The organism is Thalassotalea hakodatensis (genome assembly GCF_030295995.1).
Lineage (GTDB): Bacteria > Pseudomonadota > Gammaproteobacteria > Enterobacterales > Alteromonadaceae > Thalassotalea_C > Thalassotalea_C hakodatensis.
On the sequence record NZ_AP027365.1, the window covers coordinates 3,474,332 to 3,499,043 of the forward strand.

Annotated in this window: 22 protein-coding genes; 8 read left to right on the forward strand and 14 right to left on the reverse strand. The window is 38.7% G+C overall.

The window, feature by feature from the left end; all coding sequences use genetic code 11:
* Positions 1 to 9 precede the first annotated feature (9 nt).
* From thiI to pomA, 3 genes are all read right to left on the reverse strand, one after another.
* Complete coding sequence (thiI, locus tag QUE72_RS15385) at positions 10 to 1,464, reverse strand: tRNA uracil 4-sulfurtransferase ThiI (protein WP_286269965.1); 1,455 nt, start codon at positions 1,462 to 1,464, stop codon at positions 10 to 12.
* Positions 1,465 to 1,579: 115 nt separating this feature from the next.
* Positions 1,580 to 2,536, reverse strand: coding sequence for a flagellar motor protein MotB (locus QUE72_RS15390; protein WP_286269967.1), 957 nt, complete (start codon positions 2,534 to 2,536; stop codon positions 1,580 to 1,582).
* Positions 2,537 to 2,547: 11 nt separating this feature from the next.
* Positions 2,548 to 3,312: a flagellar motor protein PomA gene (pomA, locus tag QUE72_RS15395; RefSeq protein ID WP_074500368.1), complete on the reverse strand. Its 765-nt coding sequence runs from the start codon at positions 3,310 to 3,312 to the stop codon at positions 2,548 to 2,550.
* A gap of 244 nt (positions 3,313 to 3,556) precedes the next feature.
* Here pomA and xseB point away from each other — a divergent pair, with 244 nt between their 5' ends.
* The 5 genes from xseB to QUE72_RS15420 all read left to right on the forward strand — a co-directional run bounded on the left by xseB (position 3,557) and on the right by QUE72_RS15420 (position 9,242).
* Positions 3,557 to 3,799, forward strand: coding sequence for an exodeoxyribonuclease VII small subunit (gene xseB / locus QUE72_RS15400; RefSeq protein ID WP_074500365.1), 243 nt, complete (start codon positions 3,557 to 3,559; stop codon positions 3,797 to 3,799).
* A 3-nt stretch (positions 3,800 to 3,802) separates the two neighbouring features.
* On the forward strand, positions 3,803 to 4,693 hold the full coding sequence (ispA, locus tag QUE72_RS15405; protein WP_407704933.1) for a (2E,6E)-farnesyl diphosphate synthase: 891 nt from the start codon (positions 3,803 to 3,805) through the stop codon (positions 4,691 to 4,693).
* A gap of 21 nt (positions 4,694 to 4,714) precedes the next feature.
* A complete protein-coding gene (gene dxs, locus QUE72_RS15410; protein WP_286269968.1) occupies positions 4,715 to 6,577 on the forward strand; it encodes a 1-deoxy-D-xylulose-5-phosphate synthase in 1,863 nt (620 codons plus the stop codon).
* A gap of 171 nt (positions 6,578 to 6,748) precedes the next feature.
* Complete coding sequence (locus QUE72_RS15415) at positions 6,749 to 8,290, forward strand: amidase (RefSeq protein WP_286269970.1); 1,542 nt, start codon at positions 6,749 to 6,751, stop codon at positions 8,288 to 8,290.
* 97 nt (positions 8,291 to 8,387) lie between these two features.
* Positions 8,388 to 9,242: a hypothetical protein gene (locus QUE72_RS15420; RefSeq protein ID WP_286269971.1), complete on the forward strand. Its 855-nt coding sequence runs from the start codon at positions 8,388 to 8,390 to the stop codon at positions 9,240 to 9,242.
* A 50-nt stretch (positions 9,243 to 9,292) separates the two neighbouring features.
* Here the strand turns inward: QUE72_RS15420 and ribBA are convergent, their stop codons facing one another.
* The 10 genes from ribBA to QUE72_RS15470 form a co-directional block, all read right to left on the reverse strand.
* A complete protein-coding gene (gene ribBA / locus QUE72_RS15425; protein WP_074500355.1) occupies positions 9,293 to 10,405 on the reverse strand; it encodes a bifunctional 3,4-dihydroxy-2-butanone-4-phosphate synthase/GTP cyclohydrolase II in 1,113 nt (370 codons plus the stop codon).
* 9 nt (positions 10,406 to 10,414) lie between these two features.
* Entirely contained in the window at positions 10,415 to 11,077 is a 663-nt protein-coding gene (locus tag QUE72_RS15430; RefSeq protein WP_286269974.1) for a riboflavin synthase, read from the reverse strand.
* 1 nt (position 11,078) lies between these two features.
* Positions 11,079 to 12,233, reverse strand: coding sequence for a bifunctional diaminohydroxyphosphoribosylaminopyrimidine deaminase/5-amino-6-(5-phosphoribosylamino)uracil reductase RibD (gene ribD / locus QUE72_RS15435; protein WP_074500350.1), 1,155 nt, complete (start codon positions 12,231 to 12,233; stop codon positions 11,079 to 11,081).
* Position 12,234: 1 nt separating this feature from the next.
* Positions 12,235 to 12,690 carry a transcriptional regulator NrdR gene (gene nrdR, locus QUE72_RS15440; RefSeq protein ID WP_286269976.1) on the reverse strand — a complete coding sequence of 152 codons (456 nt, stop codon included), beginning with the start codon at positions 12,688 to 12,690 and terminating at the stop codon, positions 12,235 to 12,237.
* Between the two features lie 154 nt (positions 12,691 to 12,844).
* Complete coding sequence (glyA, locus tag QUE72_RS15445; protein ID WP_074500345.1) at positions 12,845 to 14,101, reverse strand: serine hydroxymethyltransferase; 1,257 nt, start codon at positions 14,099 to 14,101, stop codon at positions 12,845 to 12,847.
* Positions 14,102 to 14,413: 312 nt separating this feature from the next.
* A complete protein-coding gene (locus QUE72_RS15450; protein ID WP_074500342.1) occupies positions 14,414 to 15,043 on the reverse strand; it encodes a hypothetical protein in 630 nt (209 codons plus the stop codon).
* Entirely contained in the window at positions 15,043 to 15,633 is a 591-nt protein-coding gene (locus QUE72_RS15455) for an RNA polymerase sigma factor (protein WP_254849608.1), read from the reverse strand. The genes QUE72_RS15450 and QUE72_RS15455 overlap by 1 nt, the downstream gene beginning before the upstream one ends.
* A gap of 17 nt (positions 15,634 to 15,650) precedes the next feature.
* Positions 15,651 to 16,814, reverse strand: a complete 1,164-nt coding sequence (locus QUE72_RS15460; protein ID WP_286269978.1) for an ABC transporter permease — start codon at positions 16,812 to 16,814, stop codon at positions 15,651 to 15,653.
* Entirely contained in the window at positions 16,811 to 17,557 is a 747-nt protein-coding gene (locus tag QUE72_RS15465; RefSeq protein ID WP_286269980.1) for an ABC transporter ATP-binding protein, read from the reverse strand. The genes QUE72_RS15460 and QUE72_RS15465 overlap by 4 nt, the downstream gene beginning before the upstream one ends.
* A 9-nt stretch (positions 17,558 to 17,566) precedes the next feature.
* On the reverse strand, positions 17,567 to 19,009 hold the full coding sequence (locus tag QUE72_RS15470; protein ID WP_286269982.1) for an alpha/beta hydrolase: 1,443 nt from the start codon (positions 19,007 to 19,009) through the stop codon (positions 17,567 to 17,569).
* Positions 19,010 to 19,126: 117 nt separating this feature from the next.
* On the opposite strand from QUE72_RS15470, the gene QUE72_RS15475 reads away from it, so the two are divergent.
* Together QUE72_RS15475 and QUE72_RS15480 are read left to right on the forward strand one after the other, a co-directional pair.
* Positions 19,127 to 19,783 (forward strand): hypothetical protein, encoded by a 657-nt coding sequence (locus QUE72_RS15475; protein WP_074500333.1) that lies wholly within the window; start codon positions 19,127 to 19,129, stop codon positions 19,781 to 19,783.
* 605 nt (positions 19,784 to 20,388) lie between these two features.
* Positions 20,389 to 20,607, forward strand: a complete 219-nt coding sequence (locus tag QUE72_RS15480) for an EF-hand domain-containing protein (protein WP_074500331.1) — start codon at positions 20,389 to 20,391, stop codon at positions 20,605 to 20,607.
* Positions 20,608 to 20,943: 336 nt separating this feature from the next.
* On the opposite strand, the gene QUE72_RS15485 is transcribed toward QUE72_RS15480, so the two are convergent.
* Complete coding sequence (locus QUE72_RS15485; RefSeq protein ID WP_286269983.1) at positions 20,944 to 22,854, reverse strand: tetratricopeptide repeat-containing diguanylate cyclase; 1,911 nt, start codon at positions 22,852 to 22,854, stop codon at positions 20,944 to 20,946.
* A gap of 234 nt (positions 22,855 to 23,088) precedes the next feature.
* Between QUE72_RS15485 and QUE72_RS15490 the strand changes: the two genes are divergently transcribed.
* Positions 23,089 to 24,396, forward strand: a complete 1,308-nt coding sequence (locus QUE72_RS15490; protein WP_286269984.1) for a GGDEF domain-containing protein — start codon at positions 23,089 to 23,091, stop codon at positions 24,394 to 24,396.
* The last annotated feature ends 316 nt before the right edge of the window (positions 24,397 to 24,712 follow it).

The following is a 24,712-nucleotide window of genomic DNA, read 5'->3' on the forward strand; positions in this document are numbered from 1 at the left end:
TTTTACTTGTTAAGGCCGGTAAACCTTAACGTTTTCAAAGCCAATATCAATCAAGTATAGAGCCTGTAACTTGCTCATTACTCCTTGTTCACAATACAAATAATATTGTTTGGTTTGATCTAAGTCACCAAATTGGGTGGCTAATTTAAAAAACGGTAAATGTTGCACGGTTACATGCTCTATTTCAAGCGGGCGCTCGTCTTCTTCTTCTGGGCTTCGAATATCTAATACAATAGCACCGTCACCTAGCTCAGATACTTCTTCAACGGCATGAATTTCTTGCTCGGTTTGCTCACCTATGTCTTTTATGTCAAAAATTCGAGTTTCTTCAACAACCCGATCAAGAATGGAAAAATCAAAATTTTCTTCTTCCGCTTCTATTTTCGATAGTACCGCTTTAACTGTTGGCTTTTTAGAAATCACACCACAATATTCAGGAATAGTTTTAGCAAAATCTTCGGTGCCAATTGCGCGTGCAATATCGATAATATCTTGTTTATCATAAGCAGCTAACGGACGTAATATTAATGTGTCAGTCACACGATCAATGACATTTAAATTAGTCAAGGTTTGACTAGAAACTTGCCCTAATGCTTCACCGGTAACAAGCGCTTGTATACCACGTTTTTCAGCAATTTTTGCAGCCGCGCGCATCATCATACGCTTTAAAATTACGCCCATTTGACCGTTTTCAATGTTTTCTAAAATTTCGGCAACAACAGGTTCAAAATCAACTGCAAAAAACTTTACTCGATGTGATGCTCCGAATTTATTCCACAGAAAATGGCTTACTTCTTTCACACCTACTTCGTGCGCCGAGCCACCTAGATTAAAAAAGCAGTAATGGGTACGTGCGCCTTTTTTGATCATTTGATAACTTGAAACACCTGAATCAAATCCACCAGACATTAACGAAAGAACATCTTCTTGAGTTGCAATTGGAAACCCGCCCAAGCCTTTATGACGTTCAGTGACAATAAACAAATCTTTATGCTTGATTTCTAACCGAACGGTTACATCAGGTTTTTTCAGTTGTACTTTTGCAGAGTCAACTGCTTGATTAAGCCCGCCGCCAACATATTGCTCAGCTTGTAGTGAAGAAAAATCATGTTCTCCGGTACGTTTTACACGTACACAAAAAGTTTTGTTTTCAATATGTTTGCCGTGTACTTCAAGTGTTTTTTCAAAGATGTCATGTAAATCGGTAAATTCACGTTGTTGCACTTCAATGATCATCGCAACCCCAGGAATACACGTTAATGCGTTCACTAATTTTTCGCGATTTTCTACAGAGTTATTTTTACTATTTACTTCAATACTGTCCCAATTAATTTTTGACGTAACCTGCTCATCTACGCGACGTAAAACGTTTTTTATATTTGATTCTAAAATCTTAGTGAAACGTTTACGTACAGGTCTACTTTTAATCGCAATTTCAGCCTGAAGCTTAATAATAAATCTCATAACAACTTATCCGGAATTTTGGTGGCGCGGATTATACATCAAGCAAGATAAATGTGCGAAAAAAAAGGATCGCTAAGCGATCCTTTTGAATTGGGGTGTTGAGCTAGTACTTTGACTATTGTGACTCACTAGAAATAATCGACACTGGCTCTGTTTCTTTTGCTTTGCCTTGATTAATCGCAATTTCAACCCGGCGATTACGGCGACGATTAAGCGCGTTGTTATTAGGCACTAACGGTTTCGCATCAGCATGCCCTGCGACAATCATTCTTGAAGGATCAAAGCCATCAACGTTAACTAGCTCATGCGCAATGGCTACTGCTCGCTTGCTTGATAAATCCCAATTTGAGCTGAATAACTCAGAACTAATACCGCGATTATCCGTATGACCAGATACCATAATTTCACCTGGCACTGTATTTAATAACTCGCCAATCTCTTGAATAATAGGACGAAACTGAGGCTGTAAAAAAGCAGAACCAGAGGGGAAAGAACCGTTTTCTCTGATACGAATAATAATCTGTTGTCCTAACTGCTCTAACTCAATAGCGCCGTCTTGTATTTGCTGCTCAAGTTGATCTGCAATTTTTTTAACCAGTTCATTTACTTGTTCTTGTGATGCCTGTTCTAACTCATCACTGGCTTTTTGTCGCGCCTGCGCTGACATTTCATCAGCCGTACTTTGTGATTGCCCGCCCCGTTCAGTACCACGCTGTTCTTGGCGACCACCAGCAGAAGTTTCATCACCCGCCTGAAATTCTAACATTTGTTGGGTCATTTCGACTGTTTGTTGTTGGATCACCTCAATAGGCGTGGGCTCAGGTTTACCAGGCCTAAATTCTTGCGCAATAATACTGGTGCCTTTGGGAATATCTTTTACTTCAATTTTATTTTGTACCCCAAAAGCAAATTTCATTGACCCTGCAATTTGCTTAAACTTCAGCACGTCCATTTCAGAAAAAGATAATAATAAAACAAAGAAGCACATCAATAATGACATAAGATCGGCAAAGGTACCCATCCATGGCGGTAGGCCAGGTGGTGGACATTTACACTCAGGAGGATTTGCCATATGCTAGCTCCCTACTCTTCTGTTGTATTAACGGCTCGTTTACTTTCAGCAAGGTAGTTTTTCAACAACCCTTCAATTACGCGCGGATTTTGCCCGTCTTGAATGCCAAGCACAGCGTCTAAAATAAGTTCTTGGTTGAGTTTTTCTTCTGCCATACGTAGCTTTAATTTATTCGCGATAGGTATAGCAATGACATTAGCCAAAAAAGCACCATAAAGAGTAGTTAATAATGCAACCGCCATTGCTGGGCCAATCGCTTTAGGATCATCCATATTTGAAAGCATCGCAACCAGACCAATTAAGGTACCAATCATACCCATTGCTGGTGCAATTTCGGCTAATGCCGACAGCATTCCTATACCGGTTTCATGTCGCTCTGTTGTTAAGTTAATATCTTTTTGCAGTGTACCTCTAACCACATCAGCGTCGTGGCCATCAACCAGCATATCAACACCTTTTTGCATAAAGGCATTGGATATTTCAGCTTCTTCTAAAGCTAAAAAGCCACCTTTTCGAGCAGCATCAGCCATTTCAACCGACTTTTCGATTAACTCATCAGGCTTTTCAATCTTAAACATAAAGGCCTTGCCCATAATCTTGCCAATACCAAAGAATTGGCCAAGGTTATAATTCGCAAGTACAACAAAAGTAGAGCCACAAAATACGATAAGTATGGATTGGGTATCAATAAACATATTGATGTCGCCGCCCAATACCATGGCCATGACCACGAACCCAATGGCACCTAAAATTCCTAGTAGCGTAGCTAAATCCACACAAGCCTCCGAAAAAATGTTGCTAAATTGCTAGCCCGATAATGATAATAACCTAAGGCGTATTAATTCGCGACTGCATTATAATCTATCACGAGAATACTTATATTATCGCCCATATTGTCAATAACTTAACAAATATTTTCACTTTATTTCATTGAAAGTAATTTAGTTGCTCAGTTGAACAAAGCGCACAGCTAAGGTATCTTGCGCGTTACTTATAAAAAGGCGCGGTTTGAGCGAGATCATGGCACGTAAAAAAATTGAGAACTTAAGTTTTGAAGAAGCGTTAAAAGAGCTTGAAACAATTGTCGATCAACTTGAAAAAGGCGAATTGAATCTAGAAGACTCAATGACCTTATTTGAACGCGGCTTAGCATTAAGCCAAGTTAGCCAAGAAAAACTGAAAGACGCTGAACAAAAAGTGCAAATTTTGATGCAACGACAAGAAAAGTCAGCATTAGAAACATTTGAATCAAACGAGCTATAGCCAGTGCAACACTTGTTAGGATTACCCCAATACCAACAACGTATTGATCAATACCTTATAAACGCATTAGACAATATTGCCGTTAATGACCAACAATTACATGATGCCATGCGCTACGGTTTACTCATTGGCGGTAAGCGTATGCGGCCATTTCTTGCTTACATTACAGGTGAGTCTCTTGGCGCATCAATAGAAGATATTGATGGAGTTGCTGCAGCAATTGAGTGCATTCACGCCTATTCATTATTACATGATGACTTACCTGCCATGGATGACGATGATTTACGTCGCGGTAAACCAACATGTCATAAAGCTTTCGATGAGGCTACCGCGATTCTTGCCGGCGATAGTCTACAAACACTTGCGTTTGATATTTTAGTAAACCACCCTTTTTCAGAACAAGTAAAAAGAAAACAATTAACCTTAATGAAATTACTGGTTGATGCGGCTGGCTATCAAGGCATGTGCGGTGGCCAAGCTTTAGATCTTTCAGCAACTGATAGCTGTATTACGTTGGCCGCACTTGAACAACTACATCATTTAAAAACCGGCGCTTTATTGCAAGCTGCCGTGTTAATGGCAGCGGAATGTGCACCTAATGTTACAACCGATGAAAAACAGGCACTAAAAGAATATGCACAGCATGTTGGCTTAGCTTATCAAGTACGCGATGATATTATTGATATTACCTCTAGTGAAGAAGAGCTTGGAAAGCCAACAGGATCTGACCTAGAAGCAAACAAGAGTACCTACCCTTCATTATTGGGTTTACAAGGTGCGCAACAAAAAGCAGACGACTTGTTTCAACAATCACTTCAAGCTTTGCGTAGATTGCCTTACAATACTCAAAATTTGTCAGACTTTGCGACATTTATAATTCAACGAACGAGCTAGGTTCTATTAAAACGAACAACTATGACGATAAATCTAAACGATTACCCGCTACTCTCAAAAATTGATACGCCCGATAATTTGCGTAAGTTATCGCCCGATCAATTACCAAATGCCAGTGATGAGTTACGTCGCTATTTGCTTAACTCTGTCAGCAAAAGTAGTGGTCATTTTGCATCTGGCCTCGGCACAATAGAATTAACGGTTGCTTTGCACTATGTTTACAATACGCCTTTTGATCATTTAATTTGGGATGTAGGCCATCAAGCATATCCTCATAAAATTCTTACTGGCAGGCGTGATCAGCTCCATACTATTCGTCAAAAAGATGGTCTTCACCCTTTTCCTTGGCGTGAAGAAAGTGAATATGATGTGCTTAGTGTTGGTCATTCAAGTACTTCAATTTCAGCCGCACTAGGATTAGCCGTTGCCGCAGAAAAAGAAGGAAAAAATAGAAAAGTTGTGGCTGTCATAGGTGATGGTGCCATGACGGCAGGAATGGCCTTTGAAGCATTAAACCATGCTGGTGATATTCACAAAGATATGTTGGTGATTTTAAACGACAATGAAATGTCGATTTCTGAAAATGTTGGCGCGTTAAATAATCATTTAGCGAAAATGTTATCGGGTAGCTTTTACACGGGATTTAGAGAAGGCAGTAAACGCTTATTAAATAATATTCCCCCCATTAAAGAACTCGCAAGTCGCGCTGAAGAGCACTTAAAAGGTATGGTCGTGCCCAGCACTTTTTTTGAAGAGTTAGGGTTTAATTATATTGGCCCAATTGACGGTCATGACGTTACCGGCTTAGTGAATACTATTAGTAACATGCGCAACCTTAAAGGGCCGCAAATACTACATATTGCCACTAAAAAAGGTAAAGGCTTCCAAGCAGCAGAGCAAGATCCAATAAAGTATCATGCTGTACCAAAATTTAATCCATCTGAAACAGGGTTACCAAAAAGTCCGCCAAGCTTACCTACTTATTCGAAAATTTTTGGCGATTGGCTATGCAGAATGGCAGAAGTGGATGAAAAACTAGCAGCTATAACGCCAGCTATGCGTGAAGGTTCAGGTATGGTTGAGTTTAGCCAGCGTTTTCCTGAAAAGTATTACGATGTTGCCATTGCAGAGCAGCATGCTGTCACGTTTGCTGCTGGGCTTGCCATTGGTGGTAATAACGCGATTGTAGCCATTTATTCCAGTTTTCTTCAACGTGGTTATGATCAATTGATCCACGATATCGCAATACAAAATTTGCCAGTATTATTTGCCATAGATAGAGCTGGTATTGTTGGCGCAGATGGTCCTACACACCAAGGAGCATTTGATCTTAGTTTTATGCGCTGTATTCCTAATTTAATCATCATGACACCATCAGATGAACGTGAATGCCAATTAATGCTAACAACCGGTCATAAAGCCAATCAACCAGCGGCAGTTCGTTACCCTAGAGGTAACGCTATTGGTGTTGAATTACCTGCATTAACCGAAACCATTGAGATAGGTAAAGCGAAACTTATCAGCCAAGGTGATAAAGTCGCTTTTCTTAATTTTGGTACCATGCTGACAGAAGCTAACGTTGCAGCAACACATTTTAATGCAACACTTGTTGATATGCGTTTTGTAAAACCATTAGATGAAACACTGCTCGAAACAATTGCACAACAACATGATGTAATAGTCACGATAGAAGACAACGCCATTTCGGGTGGTGCTGGTTCAGCAGTTAATGAGTACTTACTCAGCAAAAAAGTTCAAGTGAGTATTTTAAATATTGGCTTACCTGATCAGTTTATTAAACACGGTACGCAAAACGAAATTCATCAAGAACTTGGCTTAGACTCAAAAGGAATAATCGCTAAAGTTAATGCTTTTCTCGATTAACAAGTTTAAAACGTTGTGCTCAAATCATCCGATATAACAGTAAAGCACAACGTTTTTTTGTAACCCTTGCTGCACAGTTGCCACTTTTTTCGTTTACTTAATTTTTCAATTTTCTGGACAATAAGTTCTGCGCTACGTTATAAAAACAAAAAATAATAATTAAGGATCACTATGCGCATACTCACTATCATGCTGTTTTTGCTTGGTCAGATATTATCTACGCAAGCAAATACGAATACCCTACCTACCACAGAGACAAAAATTACCACCATTCACCAACAGTTTAAACAAGGAACACTTACTAGCGAGCAATTGGTTAAGCATTATTTAGCACGTATCAAACAACACGATAAACAAGGCGCAGCCCTTAATGCCGTTTCTCAAATTAACCCACACGCCCTTACCCGTGCAAAAGTTTTAGATGAGCAATTTAAACAACATGGATTAACCGGCCCTCTTCACGGTATTCCTGTGTTATTAAAAGATAATATTGATACCACAGACGATATGTCAAATAGCGCAGGGTCATTAGCACTTAAAGAAAATTTTCCAGCCAATAATGCATTTTTAGTCAAGCAATTGCTCAAGGCTGGCGCGATTATTCTTGGTAAAACTAACCTTAGCGAATGGGCAAACTTCCGCTCTACGTCTTCATCTAGTGGCTGGAGCAGTATGTATGGTCAGACTAAAAATGCTCACGATATAACACGTAGTCCATGTGGCTCAAGTTCAGGATCAGGTGTCGCTATTGCCGCAGATTTTGCTGTGTTAGCCGTTGGTACTGAAACCGATGGTTCTGTCACCTGCCCAGCTGCAATTAACGGTATTGTCGGCATCAAACCTACACTTGGTACGGTGAGCCGCAGTGGCATAATTCCTATTGCACATAGCCAAGATACCGCTGGCCCAATGGCACAAACAGTAAGCGATGCCGTTATTATGCTAAGCGCTATGACGGCTATTGATAAACACGACCCTGCACCCGTTGCATCGACTGTCGATTATGTACAGCATCTTAAAAAAGACGGTTTGGCTGGCAAACGAATAGGTGTAGTTAGAAATTTAATGGGGTATCACAATCAATTAGATAGTACCTTCGAACAAGCAATAAAAGATCTTCGTGCCCAAGGCGCAATTATCATCGATGATATTACTTTTGAAACTAAAGATACATGGGGTGGCAATGAATTTGAAGTGTTACTCTATGAGTTTAAGGCAGATCTAAACACATACTTAGCAAATACAGCAGAAGGATTACCCAAATCACTGGAGGCGATCATTGAGTTTAACCAAAAAAATGCTGAAAAAGTGATGCCACATTTTGCTCAAGAAATAATGCAAATGGCCCAATCAAAAGCGGCATTAACTGCACAAGATTATCTCACGGCATTAAAAAGTGCTAAACAAGCGACACAAAAAGATGGCATAGACAAGTTGTTAAACGATCACAAATTAGATCTTTTAGTTGCTCCAACAACAGGTCCTGCTTGGAAAATTGATCATGTAAACGGAGACCATTATCTTGGTGCTGCTTCAAGCGCTCCTGCAATAGCTGGTTATCCACATATTACCGTTCCTATGGGCTTTGTTAAGCATTTACCGGTGGGTATATCGTTCATTGGAGGATTTTTACAAGAAGGTACATTAATAGAAGCAGCATACAGTTACGAACAAGCAACACAACACAGACGAGATCCGGTTCAATTAAAATAAAACCTCATTTTGTTAATCAAATGTTGAATGTAACCAAACGCTCTGATAGCGTATGGTTACATCATTTACGATAGTATATAAAAAATAAGTTGTTGTATTGCTTAATAAACTTTTTCTTACCGGCATCGTATTAACGTTTTTTCATGCTTGTGCGCAAGCCAAAGAAACCATTACATGGCGAATAGTCGATTGGCCACCTTTTTATATTTTACAAGGGCCCGATAAAGGCCAAGGAATTTACGATAGTTTGCTTGATCAAATAATCTTGCAAATGCCATCGTACCACCATAAAAAAGTGGTGATGAATACACAACGCTTGCGCCGAGAATTTACCAAAAAAACCAAAGTATGCTCACCTTCTGCACTGTCTAATACCCCCGCATTACTATCAAACACAAACAGCTTTTTATTACCCCATCAACTTATTTATCATCAAGATGACTTTCCCAGTTTAAAGTATCAACCTTCTGTTTCTTTAGTCTCTATACTCAAAGCTAGTGATACAAGGATAGGTGTCGCCACGCAACGCTACCCAGGGGTCATTAATGATATTCTAGCTGTACATTTATCAGATAACCGTGTTGTTTGGCAAAATAACTATAACAGTCTAATACGTATGTTTTTTCGTCGCCGTTTCGACATGTTAATAGAGTACCCGCCCGTGATAAATTACGCTAAACATATGCTTAGGCTTTCAAGTAATTATTCAACGATCTCATTAGATGAACTCTCATCAAGTAACTATTTACCTGTACACTTTGCATGTTCAGATAATGATTGGGGAAAACAAGTTACTCATCGCATTAACCAGTTGTTATCACAAGAAGCTAAACAACCTAATTATTTAGCACCGCGTTTACGTTGGTACGAAGGGGAAGAAAAAATACGCTTAAAGCAATATTACCACGCACATTATCTTGACGATAAAAAAACGCCTTTTGTTAGCCGCTGAGCAACAAAAGGCGTCCATATAGTACGCGTTAACAATCAGAATCAATAACGCTATTCTTCATTAATATATTCCACAACTTCTAAACCAAAACCTGATAGTGAATGATATTTTACTTGTGAGCTTAATAAGCGCATTTTACCTACACCTAAGTTAGCCAAAATTTGTGAACCAACACCAACATTTCGTGATCCAATATGACGCTGCACTTCTTTTACTTCTTCGCCAGCATCAAGCTTAGCGTATTTTTTTACTTGCGTGATTAGCTCGTCAGGCGACTCGTGCTTACCCAGCAACACTAATACGCCACCTTCTTTACCTATTCGGGCTAATGCATCACCAATCGGCCACTTAGCAACACTTTCACGTTGACTAAACAATAAGTCTCTAAAGGTATTTTCTAAGTGTACACGCACTAAAGTGGGGGTTTCGTGCTCGATTGCACCTTTAGTTAATGCAAAATGCGCTTGGCCGTCAATAGTATCTTTAAAAACAGTAAGTTCGAACTCGCCGAAAGCGGTAGGCAGTTTACATTGTGACACGCGCTCAATCGTTGTTTCGTTAGCATTACGATATTCAATAAGGTCGGCAATTGTTCCCATTTTAATGCCATGGCGTTCAGCAATTACTTCTAAATCAGGGCGGCGGGCCATTGTGCCATCTTCATTAAGGATTTCCACAATCACAGAAGCAGGTTCTAATCCTGCTAACCTTGCCAAATCAACACCAGCTTCTGTATGTCCTGCTCGATTAAGCACTCCGCCATCTTTCGCCATCAAAGGGAAAATATGTCCCGGCTGTACGATAGAGTGCTGATTTGCTTCTTTAGAAACTGCAGCTAATACAGTCTTAGCACGGTCTGCGGCTGAAATTCCCGTTGTAACTCCTTCTGCCGCTTCAATTGAAACCGTAAAATTCGTTGAAAACTGTGCATCATTTTTACTGACCATTAAAGGCAGGTTTAATTTTTTACAGCGTTCGATGGTCATTGGCATACAAATTAAACCACGACCGTGTGTTGCCATAAAATTAATGGCTTCAGGCGTAACAAGTTCCGCTGCCATGATGAAGTCACCTTCATTTTCGCGATCTTCGTCATCCATTAGGATGACCATTTTTCCCTGTTTAATATCGTCAATTAGCTCCTGCGGAGTATGTAAATTCATGACAGCCTCTTAATTTTTAATAAAACCACTTTGACGTAACAACGATTCTGTCACGCCAAGTGTTTGTGTGTTGTTGTCTTGTTTTTTTAACAATAAACGTTCGATGTAACGTGCCATTACATCTACTTCAATATTTACCTGACTACCTATCTGATAGCTTGGCATAATAGTTTGGTTCGACGTGTGTGGAACAATAGTCAATCTAAAGGATGTTGTATCTACTGAGTTGACCGTTAAGCTTACACCATCGATAGTAATTGAACCTTTTTCCGCAATATAGGGTGCTATATCATCAGTCATTTCTAACCAATAATCGATACTGTTTCCAACTCTATTGATTTGTGTGATACAAACAACAGCATCAACATGTCCAGAAACAATATGGCCGCCAAACCGTGTTGTAGGTAACATGGCTTTTTCTAAATTTACCTGTTGGTTCACTTTATAATGAGCAAATCCGGTACGTGAGAGTGTTTCTGTAGAGACATCGGCACTAAAACTTGTGCTATCAAAAGCAATCACAGTTAGACAAATACCATTGGTTGCTATTGAGTCGCCAAGCTTTACATCTGACATATCTAATACGCCTGTCGCGATAACAATTCGAGCACCATGCGACCCTACTTGTATTTGCTTGATCGTGCCGACAGCTTCAATAATTCCAGTAAACATGCTAGTTCTCTACTTTTACCTTGTCATGAGTAAAGTGTGCAACAATCTTTATATCGCCACCTACTCGAGTAACATCTTGAATGTGTAATGATTTTGCTTGTGTTAACCTATCAATATGAGAAAAATTCACCAAACCTTTCCCAGCATGGCCAAGTAACTTGGGCGCTTGATATAGAATTAATTCATCAACTAAGTTTTGTTCAATGAATGCGCCCGCTAATTCCATACCCGACTCGATTAACACGTCATTTAAGCCTTTATCCGCTAATACTTTCAACGCTGCGGTTAAATCAATATAGTGACCACATTGTGATTGCTTAACACAAATATGTTCTACGAAATGTGGCCATTGATGCGTATTTTCAAGTCGAGCCGTTAATATCAACACGGGTGATGTAGTTTCAAAAAGTGCAAGATCTGGGGTTAAGCGGTTTTGCGAGTCGATGACCACGCGAACAGGTTGTCGAACTTCTTGTTCTGCATAATGTTGTTTAATATCGCCCAGTTCTGACCAACGTACGGTCATGCGTGCGTTATCATGCAAGATAGAATCGGCACCACTAATTACCGCACAACTTTGTGCTCTAAGCTGTTGTACATCGCAGCGAGCTTCACGAGAGGTGATCCATTTACTTTCACCCGAAGACATCGCTGTTTTCCCATCTAAACTGGCTGCAAGCTTACAACGAACATAAGGCTTTTGTTGAGTCATCAACGCAATAAAGCCCACGTTAAGTGCTTGAGCATCAGCTTCAAGTAACCCAGAAGCTGTTTCAATGCCTGCTTGCGTTAACATTGATAAACCATTACCAGATACTTGTGGGTTTGGATCAACCATAGCAGCAATTACTTTGACAACACCAGCGTCTATTAACCCCTTAGCACAAGGTGGTGTTTTACCGTAATGTGAGCAAGGCTCTAAAGTAACATACGCTGTTGCGCCTTTTGCCTGTTCTTCGGCCTGCGCCAATGCGTTAACTTCAGCATGTGCAGAACCTGCTTGTTGATGCCAACCTTCACCAACCACCTTGCCATCTTTCACCAACACACAACCTACGCGTGGATTAGGTGAAACGGTATATAACCCTTTTTTAGCAAGTGCTATCGCTCTTGCCATGTAACGGTGATCATCAAGGGTAAAAGTGTTACAGCTCATCTTAGTTATCACCACCTAACCGAGCAATTTCTTCGCCAAATTCGCGAATATCTTCAAAAGAACGGTACACAGATGCAAAGCGAACATAAGCAACCTTATCAAGCTTTTTCAACTGCTCCATAATTAGATTACCCAACATTTCACTTGAAACTTCACGTTCACCCGTTGCGCGAAGTTTGGATTTTAGTCGATTAATTGCTTTTTCAGTTTGTTCGACACTGACAGGACGCTTTTCTAAAGCACGCATTAAACCAGAGCGGAGCTTTTCCTCATGATACGGCTCTCTTGAACCATCTCGCTTGATTATACGAGGCATAACAAGTTCAGCCATTTCAAACGTAGTAAAGCGTTCTAAGCAAGCAATACATTCTCTACGTCGCCTGATTTGGTGGCCATCTGCCACTAGACGAGAATCTATCACTTTAGTTTCAGTCGCCGTACAAAATGGGCAATACATGCCTGTTCCTACTATTTACAAAGATGAGGTTATTTTAAAGGAATTTATGCGTGAAGTAACTGACAAATACTAAAAAGCCCAAAGTTTCCTTTGGGCTTTAATCTACTTAGGCGTACAGAGTTTTATCTGTCCACCGATCTTAAACAGAGGTTAGCTAGGCATAAACCGGCAAACGAGCACAAAGCTCTTTCACTTTTTCCTGTACCGTAGTTATCGTTGCTTCATTATTGATATCATCAAGAATGTCACAGATCCAGCCTGTTAATGCTTTAGTTTCTTCTACACCAAAGCCACGACGAGTAATTGCCGGTGTGCCTAAGCGTAAGCCTGAAGTAACAAAAGGAGAACGTGGATCATTGGGTACCGAGTTTTTATTCACAGTAATGTGTGCACGACCTAACGCCGCATCAGCATCTTTACCGGTGATATCTTTATCAATTAAATCTAATAATAATAAATGGTTTTCAGTACCATTCGAAACAACTTTGTAACCGCGTTCCTGTAACACTGCTACCATCGCTTTAGCGTTATCAAGCACTTGTTGTTGATACACTTTAAATTCAGGCTCTAATGCTTCTTTAAAGGCAACTGCTTTAGCTGCAATAACATGCATTAATGGGCCACCTTGACCACCAGGAAATACGGCTGAATTTAATTTCTTATAAATAGCTTCGTCGCCACAACCAGCAACAATTAAACCACCGCGAGGACCAGCCAATGTTTTATGCGTTGTCGTTGTTACAACGTGAGCATGTGGAACAGGGTTTGGATAAAGGCCTGCAGCCACTAAGCCTGCAACGTGCGCCATATCAACCATAAAGTAAGCACCGATGCTATCAGCGATTTTACGCATACGCGCCCAATCAACCACTCCAGAGAATGCAGAAAAACCTCCGATGATCATTTCCGGCTTATGTTCTTGTGCTAAACGTTCCATTTCGGCGTAGTCAATATCACCGGTTTCAGGGTCTAAACCATATTGAATCGCTTCATAAGATTTACCAGAAAAGTTTACGTGTGCACCATGTGTTAAATGACCACCATGCGCCAAGCTCATACCAAGAACTTTCCCGCCAGGCGTTACAAGTGCTTGAAATACAGCAGCATTTGCTTGAGAGCCAGCGTGCGGTTGCACATTGGCATAATCAGCACCAAATAATGCTTTCGCACGTTCAATAGCAAGTGCTTCAGCTTTATCTACAAATTCACAGCCACCGTAGTAACGTTTACCCGGGTAGCCTTCAGCATATTTATTAGTTAACTGAGAACCTTGTGCCTCAAGTACACGAGGGCTACAGTAGTTTTCAGAAGCAATGAGTTCGATGTGCTCTTCTTGACGAGTCGTTTCGTCAGTCATTGATTGCCATAGTTCAGCATCAAAGTCAGCAATATTCATATCACGAGTAAGCATGTTTTTACCTCAAGTTCTCAGCATCATGGCCTTGCACTATACGAGGCATTTGCTGGAGGGTTGTCTAAATTAATTGCCGCATATTTTGCCTGAATCAGGCGCTAAAGTATACGCAAAAACCCGATGCAGTTATTTCATTTTTTAATGAAATATATCGATTGCTCTTTGTGCTATATGCGGTAAAAGTTTTCTTTTGCGAGATCATATTCGCTATTGAAGTAATATATCGAATAAAAAACCAAAGAACAACATATTAAATTCAGGATTAAAGAATTAAAACCGAATTTAATATGGCCTAACCAACAAAAGCGGTTAATTATTCTTTGTTTTGGCAATCATTGCTTTAAGCTCTTTTTGGCGTTTTAGTCCAAACCAATGAGTAATAGCAAACATAAGAATTATAAGTATATTAATAGTAATTAAACCGTTCGTTGCCGGTTTTTCCGCATTAATTGCCGTTTCATAAACAAAAAAGTTAGCTAATAGCCCAAAGGGTATACAAGACCACTTCGTTAAACGAATATAGCTTAATGAGGACTCAATACCTTTTATCGCATTATTAATCGCATTTTCTGGGCTATCATTGATTTGTTGCCAGGCTGTTTGTCTGATCTTATATTCGTAATAACAGAAAACAACCGAAAGTACGAAGCTGCCCCACATGTAACTCAGAAATGATCTTTCCCAAGAGTCTTCAATCAATGTGCCATACATTGCGCCAAATAAAAGCCCTATGGTTGCAACCACATTTCCCCAGAATAAGCATTTCGCTTTACGTGTTCTTCGTTTTGTTTCTTTAAGTAGCTTTTTAATATCAGCTTTTTCTGTTGGTTGCTGCTGCCAATCTTTCGCCAATTCCTGCCATTGTTCATCAATAAATGAAGTGTCAGTATCGTTATCTTGATTCATGTTGTTATCAGGTTCATTGTTATTTGCAGTCATTATGAGTGTGCTCCGAGTATCTTACTCAATGATGCTTTAGCGCGTTGTAGCCTAACTCCCACTAAATTTGTACTAACAGATAGTACGTCTGCAATCTCTTGGTAACTCATCCCTTCTAAAGCAAGCGTTATTACCTGCTGTTGATCCAATTTTAATTGACGAATAGCCTGCGCTAATTTTTGCTGACGCTGTTGTTGATCTAAAGACTGAAAGGGTGTTGGTTGTTGATGATCTTTTTCTATCTCTTGCGGCATATCACTAAGATCGTGATCAGCCTTTACCGTACGAACGGCTTTAGCAACATGTGTTGCTAATACATTATGTGCAATTCGTGCAACAAAGGTTTTAACGGCCGAGTCATGCCTAAACGAGGGTAATGCTCGCCATATATTTAAAGCAATTTCTTGAAAAAGTTCATCTTGTAAAGCCGGCTTAGCTTCAAAACCCGTGATAATATGACGAAGCAACTTTTCGTGCTCCGTCATCCACTGCGTAAAAGTTTGTTGATGATCCAAAACGTAAGAATTCCCATCTGTTGCTGTTAAAAAGCAATCTTGTTTTAATGCGGGCAATTTTAACGTTTTATTCACAGATCACCAACTACCATTTAACTTAAAGACATAATTACTTTTTCAGACTTCAAGCGTATCGACATTCCTACCACTAATGCAGCAGTCAAGGCGAGTGTTGCAGCAGTGCTAACCAAAAGCGCACTCCAATCCACAGGTAAACCTTTAAACAAATCTTCCATCAGTATAGATTGTGCGGAAATTGGTGCCCATTCAACCCATGCCGGTTTGTTGTCCATCATCATCATCGCTAACGGAACCATAGCAGGAACCATAATAAGCATTGCTACGGTTGATTGCGCTTCTTTAAAAGATTTTGCTTGAAAAGCAAAAAACAACTGTAATGATGATGCTAAGAAACATAAGGGAATCAGTAGCATAAGTAACGCTATAAATGTTGAAACATCTAAGCTGAACGTTGCTCCGATTTTTGCTAAATCAACAAAGCTTACTGATACCGTGGTTAAGCTCAACATTAGGGTCACAGAAATTGTGGCGATTAAACTTGAACAAATCAATTTAGCTAACACTATTTTATATGTTTCAACGGGTTGACATAATAATAGCTCTAGCACATTTCGTTCACGCTCACCGGCACTTGAATCAACAGAAATTGATTGACCAGAGACAAATGCCCCCATCATTAGATATAAACCTAACATTAGGGTAATAATCACCGCATTACTTGTTGGTGCCGAGGTATCTTGCTCTTGTAAATTAATAGGTCGCAATAATTTTACGTCGATACCACGGACTAATAAACGTTTATAACCGATGCTTAATGAATGTTGACGTACTTCATCCTTAATACGACGTATTGGTGCATTCAACGATTTTTCACTATAGTCAGCGCGTAGAATTAAATCTATTGGGTGACCTTCACGCAAGTTGTCAGCGAAGTTATCAGGGATGATCAATTCAACATTATATTCATCCCACTGGCGTTTTTTATCCTCGGGTACTTCTGCAAAAGGAAGAATATTATTATCGGTAAACGATTTCATCAATTTTGGTGCATATTCAGCCCCAGTAATTTTCACATATATTGGCGGATTATCAACCGCCTCATTGATGGCAAACTTTGAAAAAACCATAATAAACACAGGCATAAGTAAACCCATACTTAATGCAACCATTAAAGCACGTTTGTCACGAAATGCTTCTTTTAATTCTTTTATTAATAATGCTTTAAACTGGATCATGCTGCTACCCCTTCGTCTGAGCCGATTAATTTTACAAAGGCTTCTTCTAATAGCGTTTCACCCGCTAAATCACATAACTCTTGAGGCGTACCTTGGGCGGCTAATTTGCCATTCGCAACAATAACCACGCGATCACATAGCGCTGCAACTTCTTGCATCACATGAGATGAAAACAAAATACAATGACCTTTTTCTTTAAACTTATTAAGATAAGTGCGTAGCACACGTGTACTCATTACATCTAGTCCACGGGTGGGCTCATCTAATACAAAGTTCTGCGGCTGATGCACTAGCGCCTGAGCAAGGGTTACTTTCATCCGCTGACCTTGAGAGAATCCCGCCGATTTACGATGTGCCAGTTCTTGCATATCAAGATCTGTTAGAATTTTCTCTATCGCCAGCTTTTTTTGCTCACCGTGCATACCATGTAAACTCGCGAAGTAATCAATTTGTTCATAAGCAGTTAAACGTTCATACAAACCAAATTTATCAGGAAATATGCCAAGCTTTGCTCTAGCTTGTAACGGGTTTTCCGTCACTGTTACTCCATCAATTTTTGCATAACCCTGATCTGCAGCAAGCAAACCATACAATGTACGTAAACAAGTCGTTTTACCTGCGCCATTAGGACCTAAAATACCCGTAATTTCACCATCATTTGCCTGGAATGATAAACCATCTAACGCGGTAACAGACTGCTTTTTAGATTTAAAAGTTTTATGTAGTTCATGTACTTCTATCATAATATTTCCTTACACTCCGCCGTTTAAGCTGGTCATAAATGATTCTGCTGGAATATCTGTAAGACAAGAGTCATCAAGATCATTTGGGTTTTGGGTTGTTAAAAATTCACTGATCATTCCCATAGCGCAAGGTTGAACCCCTGGTGTATGTGAGCTGTTTGGTATGATAATGTGTTTACTGTTTGGCAAAGTTTTATCTGAATATTCAGCATTACTTGGCGGAGTAACAGGATCTAAATCTCCAGAAATAATTAACGTAGGAATATCAGCATTTACAGGTAATGAAAAGTCTGTTGATACTTGATACGTTGGCCACAATGGACACGCAAGCTTTAACCCGTATTGTCCAATATTGCCATTAAAGGTATTCTCGGCATCCGCTTGCCACATCGAGTCAGTAACTCTGGGCACATCTTCATTACAAAGAATATTAAACGTTAAGCCAAGAAACATCCCTTCGCCAATATCACCAGCAGCAGTTAGACCAGCTAGAGGTGCATAATTACCGAGCGATGCCTGATGTATAATCAACGGAACTAATGAACGCATTTCGACAGAATAAAGTTGAGAAAAAATAGTAGACACAAACTTTTGTTCATCAACCTTCATCGACATTGGCGTACCTAATCTTGGATGAGGTAGCGAAACAGTAACTGGCTGTTTAGCAAGCTCTGCTTTCACTTGTTCAAATTCTTGTGCTAGATTTGGATAAGCATTTTGGCAACTTTCTTCAGCGCGACAATTTTCAAGAAGCATATTAAACGAACGCTCTGCACTTTTACCGAATAAACCGATAGGTACTTCGATTGGGCCAACACTGTCTAAAATAACGGAGGTTAAAGAGTCAGGGAACATACGCATATAAACCAGGCCTGCACGAGTACCATAAGAGCCACCGTATATCGCTATTTTTTCGTGGCCTAATGCAGCACGAACAGCTTCAAAGTCTCGAATGGCATTTTCAGAGTTATATTGCGATAAGTCGCCTTCTAGTTGCGTTAAGCATTGTTTTATTTCTTTAACAGAAAAGTCAGAAGGTAAATTGGTATATGGATCAAGCTGCTCTGCATTTTCACATTGAAGCGGGTTTGATTCCCCCGTACCACGTTGATCAACTAAGATTAAATCGCGGGTTTTTCTAACTTCGTTAAAGGCTTTATATAATCCACCAGCTAAACTTACTGCTGCTTGACCGGGGCCCCCTGCCAAAAACATTAAAGGTTCATTTTTCTGACTATTATCAATGGCTGGCAGTACCGCAAAATTAATTGATATGGTTTCACCCGTTTTATGATTATAATTTTCAGGTACTTCAAGTTTGCCACATTGCACTAACTGGGTAATTCCCTCAAGGTGGCAATCATTTAATGATAATTTTTCATCGCTGGCTTTCGATAAGCTAGATACTGTAACTAAGCCCATCACCGCAATACTTTTCCAAGGTACTGTCATTTTGTTATTCCTTCTAAAAACTTAGGCAGTTAGTCTTAGCTATAATTGTTTTATTACAAAAAATGTAAGAAATTTATATTAGCGCGTAAAACATCCTAATAAGAAGAGATTATCCAAGTGAAAAATAAAAGAAATGTAATCAAAGAGACCGATAAAGCACAACAACCAGCCCGCATAGTTGATCAGCTAACACCTCAGCTCAAATCTAAGCTTTTCACCAGTGAAAGCTTGAGTATTTTTCTAGCCGTGTGCGCAATTTTTATTTCTGCAGCTTCATTTTATGCGACATATATTCAAGCTGAAGCAGCAAATAAACAGGTAAAAGCAATGACGATGCCGTTAATACAAATCGATTCTGGGAATTATGATATCAATGCTGAAAAAGCTAAAATATCAATGAATATAAAGAATGCTGGCGTTGGACCAGCGATCATAAAATACGTTACTTACGGCTACAAAAATAAACGTTATATGAATTTAAGCTCTTTATTACAGGACTGTTGTTTACCTAAAAATGTTGAACCTCTCTCCCTTCACCAAAGTGGTTTAATCACTTCTCCTTTACATAATGCCATTATTGCAGGCAATGATACTCTTCATCATATCACTCTTGATCAAACTCCTGACAATTACCCTTTTTGGCAAGCCCTTGATAAGGCGAGAAGCGAACTGAAAATATCCATTTGTTATTGTTCAATGCTCGATGAATGTTTCATCAGTTCCCAGCCAGACCGCTATCAACCTGTGCAACAATGCTCTGCCATAGATCAATAAGAAAAAAAGCCGCACGAAGATTGCGGCTTGGTAAAAGTAAGCATTAAGAAGGCAATAGGGGAGCCCTCTTAATGCTTAAACCTGAGAGATTAACTGTATAACAATTACTTATAAGCTAGTCCACATATAAATATATTGTATACAGTATATCACTGTAAATAACTTAAATGGATTTTACAAGCATTATTCAATATTAATTTAAGTGACTAGGGCCTGTTTATCTTTCGCGTTTATCTTTGCACCAGTTTATTGGTCTTTAGACAAGGCATTGCGATGAATATGTGGTTATTCCACATAAAAAAGCAATAACGACGTATAAATGACAAAAAGCGTTTAGTTCGAACAACATTTAATCTCGAAAGATCAACAGACCCTAACAATATGAAATAAGCACAACTAGTTGTATATTCGATACTCAGCATCTTTTCTCTTATCTGTTAACTGGTTGATGAGTTTAATATCATAGTGTTCGTATTGGGTTTTAATAAATTGTGCACTATTCAAACATTTGTTATTTAAAGAGATGAAAAATTAAAATAAACATTCACATCGGCTCCAATTAGCGATAAAGTCTAGTTAGATGTAATTGAATTTAAGGACACCTGATGGATTTAAATCAGTGGGTAGACGAATTATTTGAAGTCTTTGATGAAGACAAAGATGGTGAGATCAGCAGAAGTGAATTTGTTGAATTAATTGACGTACTTTTACAAGATAAAGGTATTAGAATGTGTGAAAGTATTTTTAAACGGTTTGACACAAATCATGATAATTCAATTTCCAAAGAAGAACTAAAGGAAATGGTCATTGATCTAGCGCTTTGATCTATCTCTCTATTAGGGAGTTTGTATCACTTAACGGTATGATTTACGCGTCACAATGATAACCCCCTACTTTATCATTGTGTCTGTCTTATTCAGTCTTAATCACTAATACATCCATTTTAAGGATGCTAAAAATACTTCCTGCCGTGTTTCCAATTAACTTCCCTGTTAATCCTACTCGACCCACAACACTATAACCACAATTCCTGTATTGGTTGCGTTAATGAACCTCATGAAAAGTCAAAAGCAAGAGTTAGTTTATATATTCATAATTATTTTTCTTTTTGGTAAATATGAAGGTTTAATTAAGCTAAAAAAACACATCAAAAGGAATTTTTATAATTCATTACTACTACCATCTTTAACACTGTTTTTACCTGATAGTTTAGCCTGATAAAGCGCTTTATCTGCCATTGCATATAATGTTTTTGCATGAACCTCAGGTTTAGTTGAAGTACAAACACCGAAGCTAGCTGTGATATTAAGACCTTGATTTTTTTCATCATTAAAAATGAAAGCAGCAACGTTTTGACGAATTCTTTCCGCCACATTCACACCTTGTTCATTATCTGTACGTGGCAAAATACACATAAACTCTTCCCCACCAATCCGAGCTACAATATCCCCTGGGCGAGAACTTTCACGTGCTATCTGCGCAACTTCAATCAATACTTGATCGCCCACTGGGTGGCCATATACATCATTAACGGCTTTGAAATCATCAATATCAAACAGTATGATCGTAAAAGCACCTTTATCAACTTTTGTTTTCGCCAATAAAACTTCTAACGATTCAAAACAAAAGCGTCGATTATAGAGCCCAGTTAATGCATCTACTCTTGTTAATGCTGTTATTCTACGATTGTTCTTGAATTGGTATGTTAAAACAACAGTTACAATAGTCAGTAAGGTGATTAAAAACACAATGAAATAACTTTGCTGCAGCGCTTTTTGCTCCCTATTTTTATTTGCTAAGGTCGATGCCTTTTGCCGCTGTTTAGACAAAGCTTTTTCAACTTCTTGCCGCTCTAGTTCGAGAGACGCTCTAATATTATTGACTCTGCTGGTAGAGTTATTGATTAATACTTGGCTATATGCTTGATAATAAGATGTTATCAGTTGATATGCTTGCTTATAATCTTCGCGAGCAAAGGCCAGATGCCCACGAATTTTCTGATTTTCAAGTTGCCATGCCGTATTTGTTAATTCAGGCATTGTTGCAAAAATAGCTTCGGAAGATTCTATTGATCTTTCGGCGTGTTCAAGCTCTCCCCTTTGAATATGACAACTCGCTTTACGCTTATAAAGTTCCGCATCATAATCATCAAGACCATTTAAATTAAATGCTTGTTCAATATAACTAAGTGCCTGCTGACAATCCCCCTTTTCAGCAAAGCTCATACCTAATCCATAAGCAGAAAAGTAGGAAAGATGTTCGTTAGGCGTATAATTAACTTTCTTTTGGTAACGTTTAAAAAGCGAAATGGCTTGGTCATATTTTTTCCAGTATCTAAACGTCGTAGCCAAGCCATATATCGCTTCAGCGACATGTGCTTGATACCCTAACCGTTCATAAGTATCTAAAGCCTTTTGATAATATTCAATTGATTTTTGATATTGGCTCATATACCCATAAATTGCGCCGTAAGTTTCATTAATTGTCGCAATTAAGAAATGATCTTCCATCGCAAAAGCCTCAACAAAGGCTTCTTGTAAGTCTTTCAATGAAGTGTCGTATAAGTCGGCTAAACTGTAAGTATACGCAAGTTCTTGCTTTGCTCTTATATAAACCTGATTTAACTCAATACCTTTTGCCAAGGTCATTCCACGGTTAAACAAGCTTCTTGCTTGTTTATAGTTCCCTTTTCGCTGCTCGATTAAACCAGAAAAATAATAAAAATATGCGTTAATTGCAGGATTATTTTGCTCAGATAATAGGGGTTTTAATGTCGTTAACGTTTGTTCAAATTTTTCATAAAAATACAGTAAGTTTTCTGACTGTGCTTTACGTATTAACCACCATTGGTAATGCTGTTCTTCAACTTCAGAGGGTTGGTGTTGTAGCAGAGTTTGATAGGCTGACCATGGGTCCCGATATATATCTTCATCCATTAACACGTAATCATTTTTTGTATGACGCTGATCGGCACCAACTTCCATTTTTGCTACAACAACACGTGTAAAAATAACAAGCAATAAACATATTAAAATAGAGCTTGGAATACGAATGCGATATTTATCTTTCAATCAAAACACCTTCTCATGATTGTTAACGCCACCTAATTATACTGTATTAACCTGAGCTCAGGTTATCTATAATCATACTTGAGTATAGTGAATTAATATAGTTACAAATAAACTAAACAAAAAATCAAAAACAGTTGTTTAAATGTGCAATTTATGCGTAAACTTAACCCCACACAGTATGGACTTTAACGTCAATTTCTATAAGGAAGTTTTAATTTTTAGCCAGAAAGTTTAATGATGCAAACTGAAAAATTCGACAACATAATTATACTTGCTCTTATCTCCTTAACCTTTGTTGTGATTGGTTTACATAGTTTTTCATTAAATAAAATATTCACTCTAGATACAAAATCTCCGTATCAAACTTATGCTGTTAGCGACCTTACTTCTGGCGGTAAATCAACCGCAAAACTATACACTAGAGGGGATAAATACTTACTCGACTGTCACATTATAGAATCTGACTACGCTTGGCCGTTTTGCGAAGTTACTTTTTCAGTTGGTGTAAATGCTCAAAATATTCCTGAACAACCTGTTGATTTATCAAGCTACAGTTCGGCACATGTTTATGCAAAATACGTTGGCGAAAATACCGCCAGTTTTCGCTTTCAATTACGTACCTTTAACCCAAACTACTCATCACCAAAGAAAGATAGTACTTGGAAGTATAACGGCATAGAATATTGGCCAAACAACAATCCATACCCAGTAAAAATTCCCTTAAATGCCATGCAAGTAGCTACCTGGTGGCTATATGAGAATGAAATCCCAATTGAATACGCCAGTCCTGAATTTGACCAAGTTCTCGTTGTAGAGGTTTCCACAGGCAATAGTATTTCACCTGGCCATTACCAGATAGAAATCGAAAAAATTGAGTTTACTGGTAAGGTATTTACTAATAAGCAAGTGTTTAGTTTCATTATTGCTATGTGGATTTTCACTGCAATAATTGGCCTCATTATGAATTTATACCGCTCTAAAGCTAAATTAAAAACTGCCGAACGGCGTGCTTTTGAACTAAAACAACTGAATAGATTATTGAACGTGGAATCTCAAGAATTAAAAGATTTAGCTGAAAGAGATCCCTTAACTGGCGCACTAAACCGCAAAGGTATAGAACACATTTTTACCAATGAAATAAAAATTATGTCATTGATGTTTATCGATATCGACCATTTTAAACCACTGAATGATCGGTACGGACACAATATTGGTGACATTATCTTAAAAGATTTTGTAAAACTTATTAGTGAAAACTGTCGAACGTCTGACTTTCTTGCTCGATGGGGCGGCGAAGAATTCCTGTTAATTTGTCCGAACACTAAAGTACTGGAAGCCAATGAATTGGCAGAAGATTTACGACAGCTCATTGCAGAACATAATTTTGTTCAAAACATTAAAATTACCGCAAGCTTTGGCCTAGCCCAAAAAGAAAACGAAACAATAGCAGAGCTTATTGAAAGAGCTGATGTTGCGCTATATACCGCAAAAGCACAGGGTAGAAATAAGGTTATCGTCTCGAATAACGTCGACTTACTGTAGTAGGGTGTAATGATCTTTGCCGTACACTTTTTTGGTGTTAGTCCAAGGCTGAACTTATGTAATACAATTGAAATAAACATTGGGTCACTTAGCGAGAGTTATAAGCGCGCTAATGAAGTTCTACGTTGATCAGATCTTTAATTCAATTGGTATAATAAGGCTATTCCTCATAATTAAATGGGAATGCCGTAGAAAAGTTAGATAGTTGCTGTCCTTTAGATACGTAAAACCATTAACCGCTCAAAAAATACCTTGGTGATAGAAAGCAAAAAGCCGGCTTAGCGCCGACTTTAACTTTACCTATAACGAATTAGTC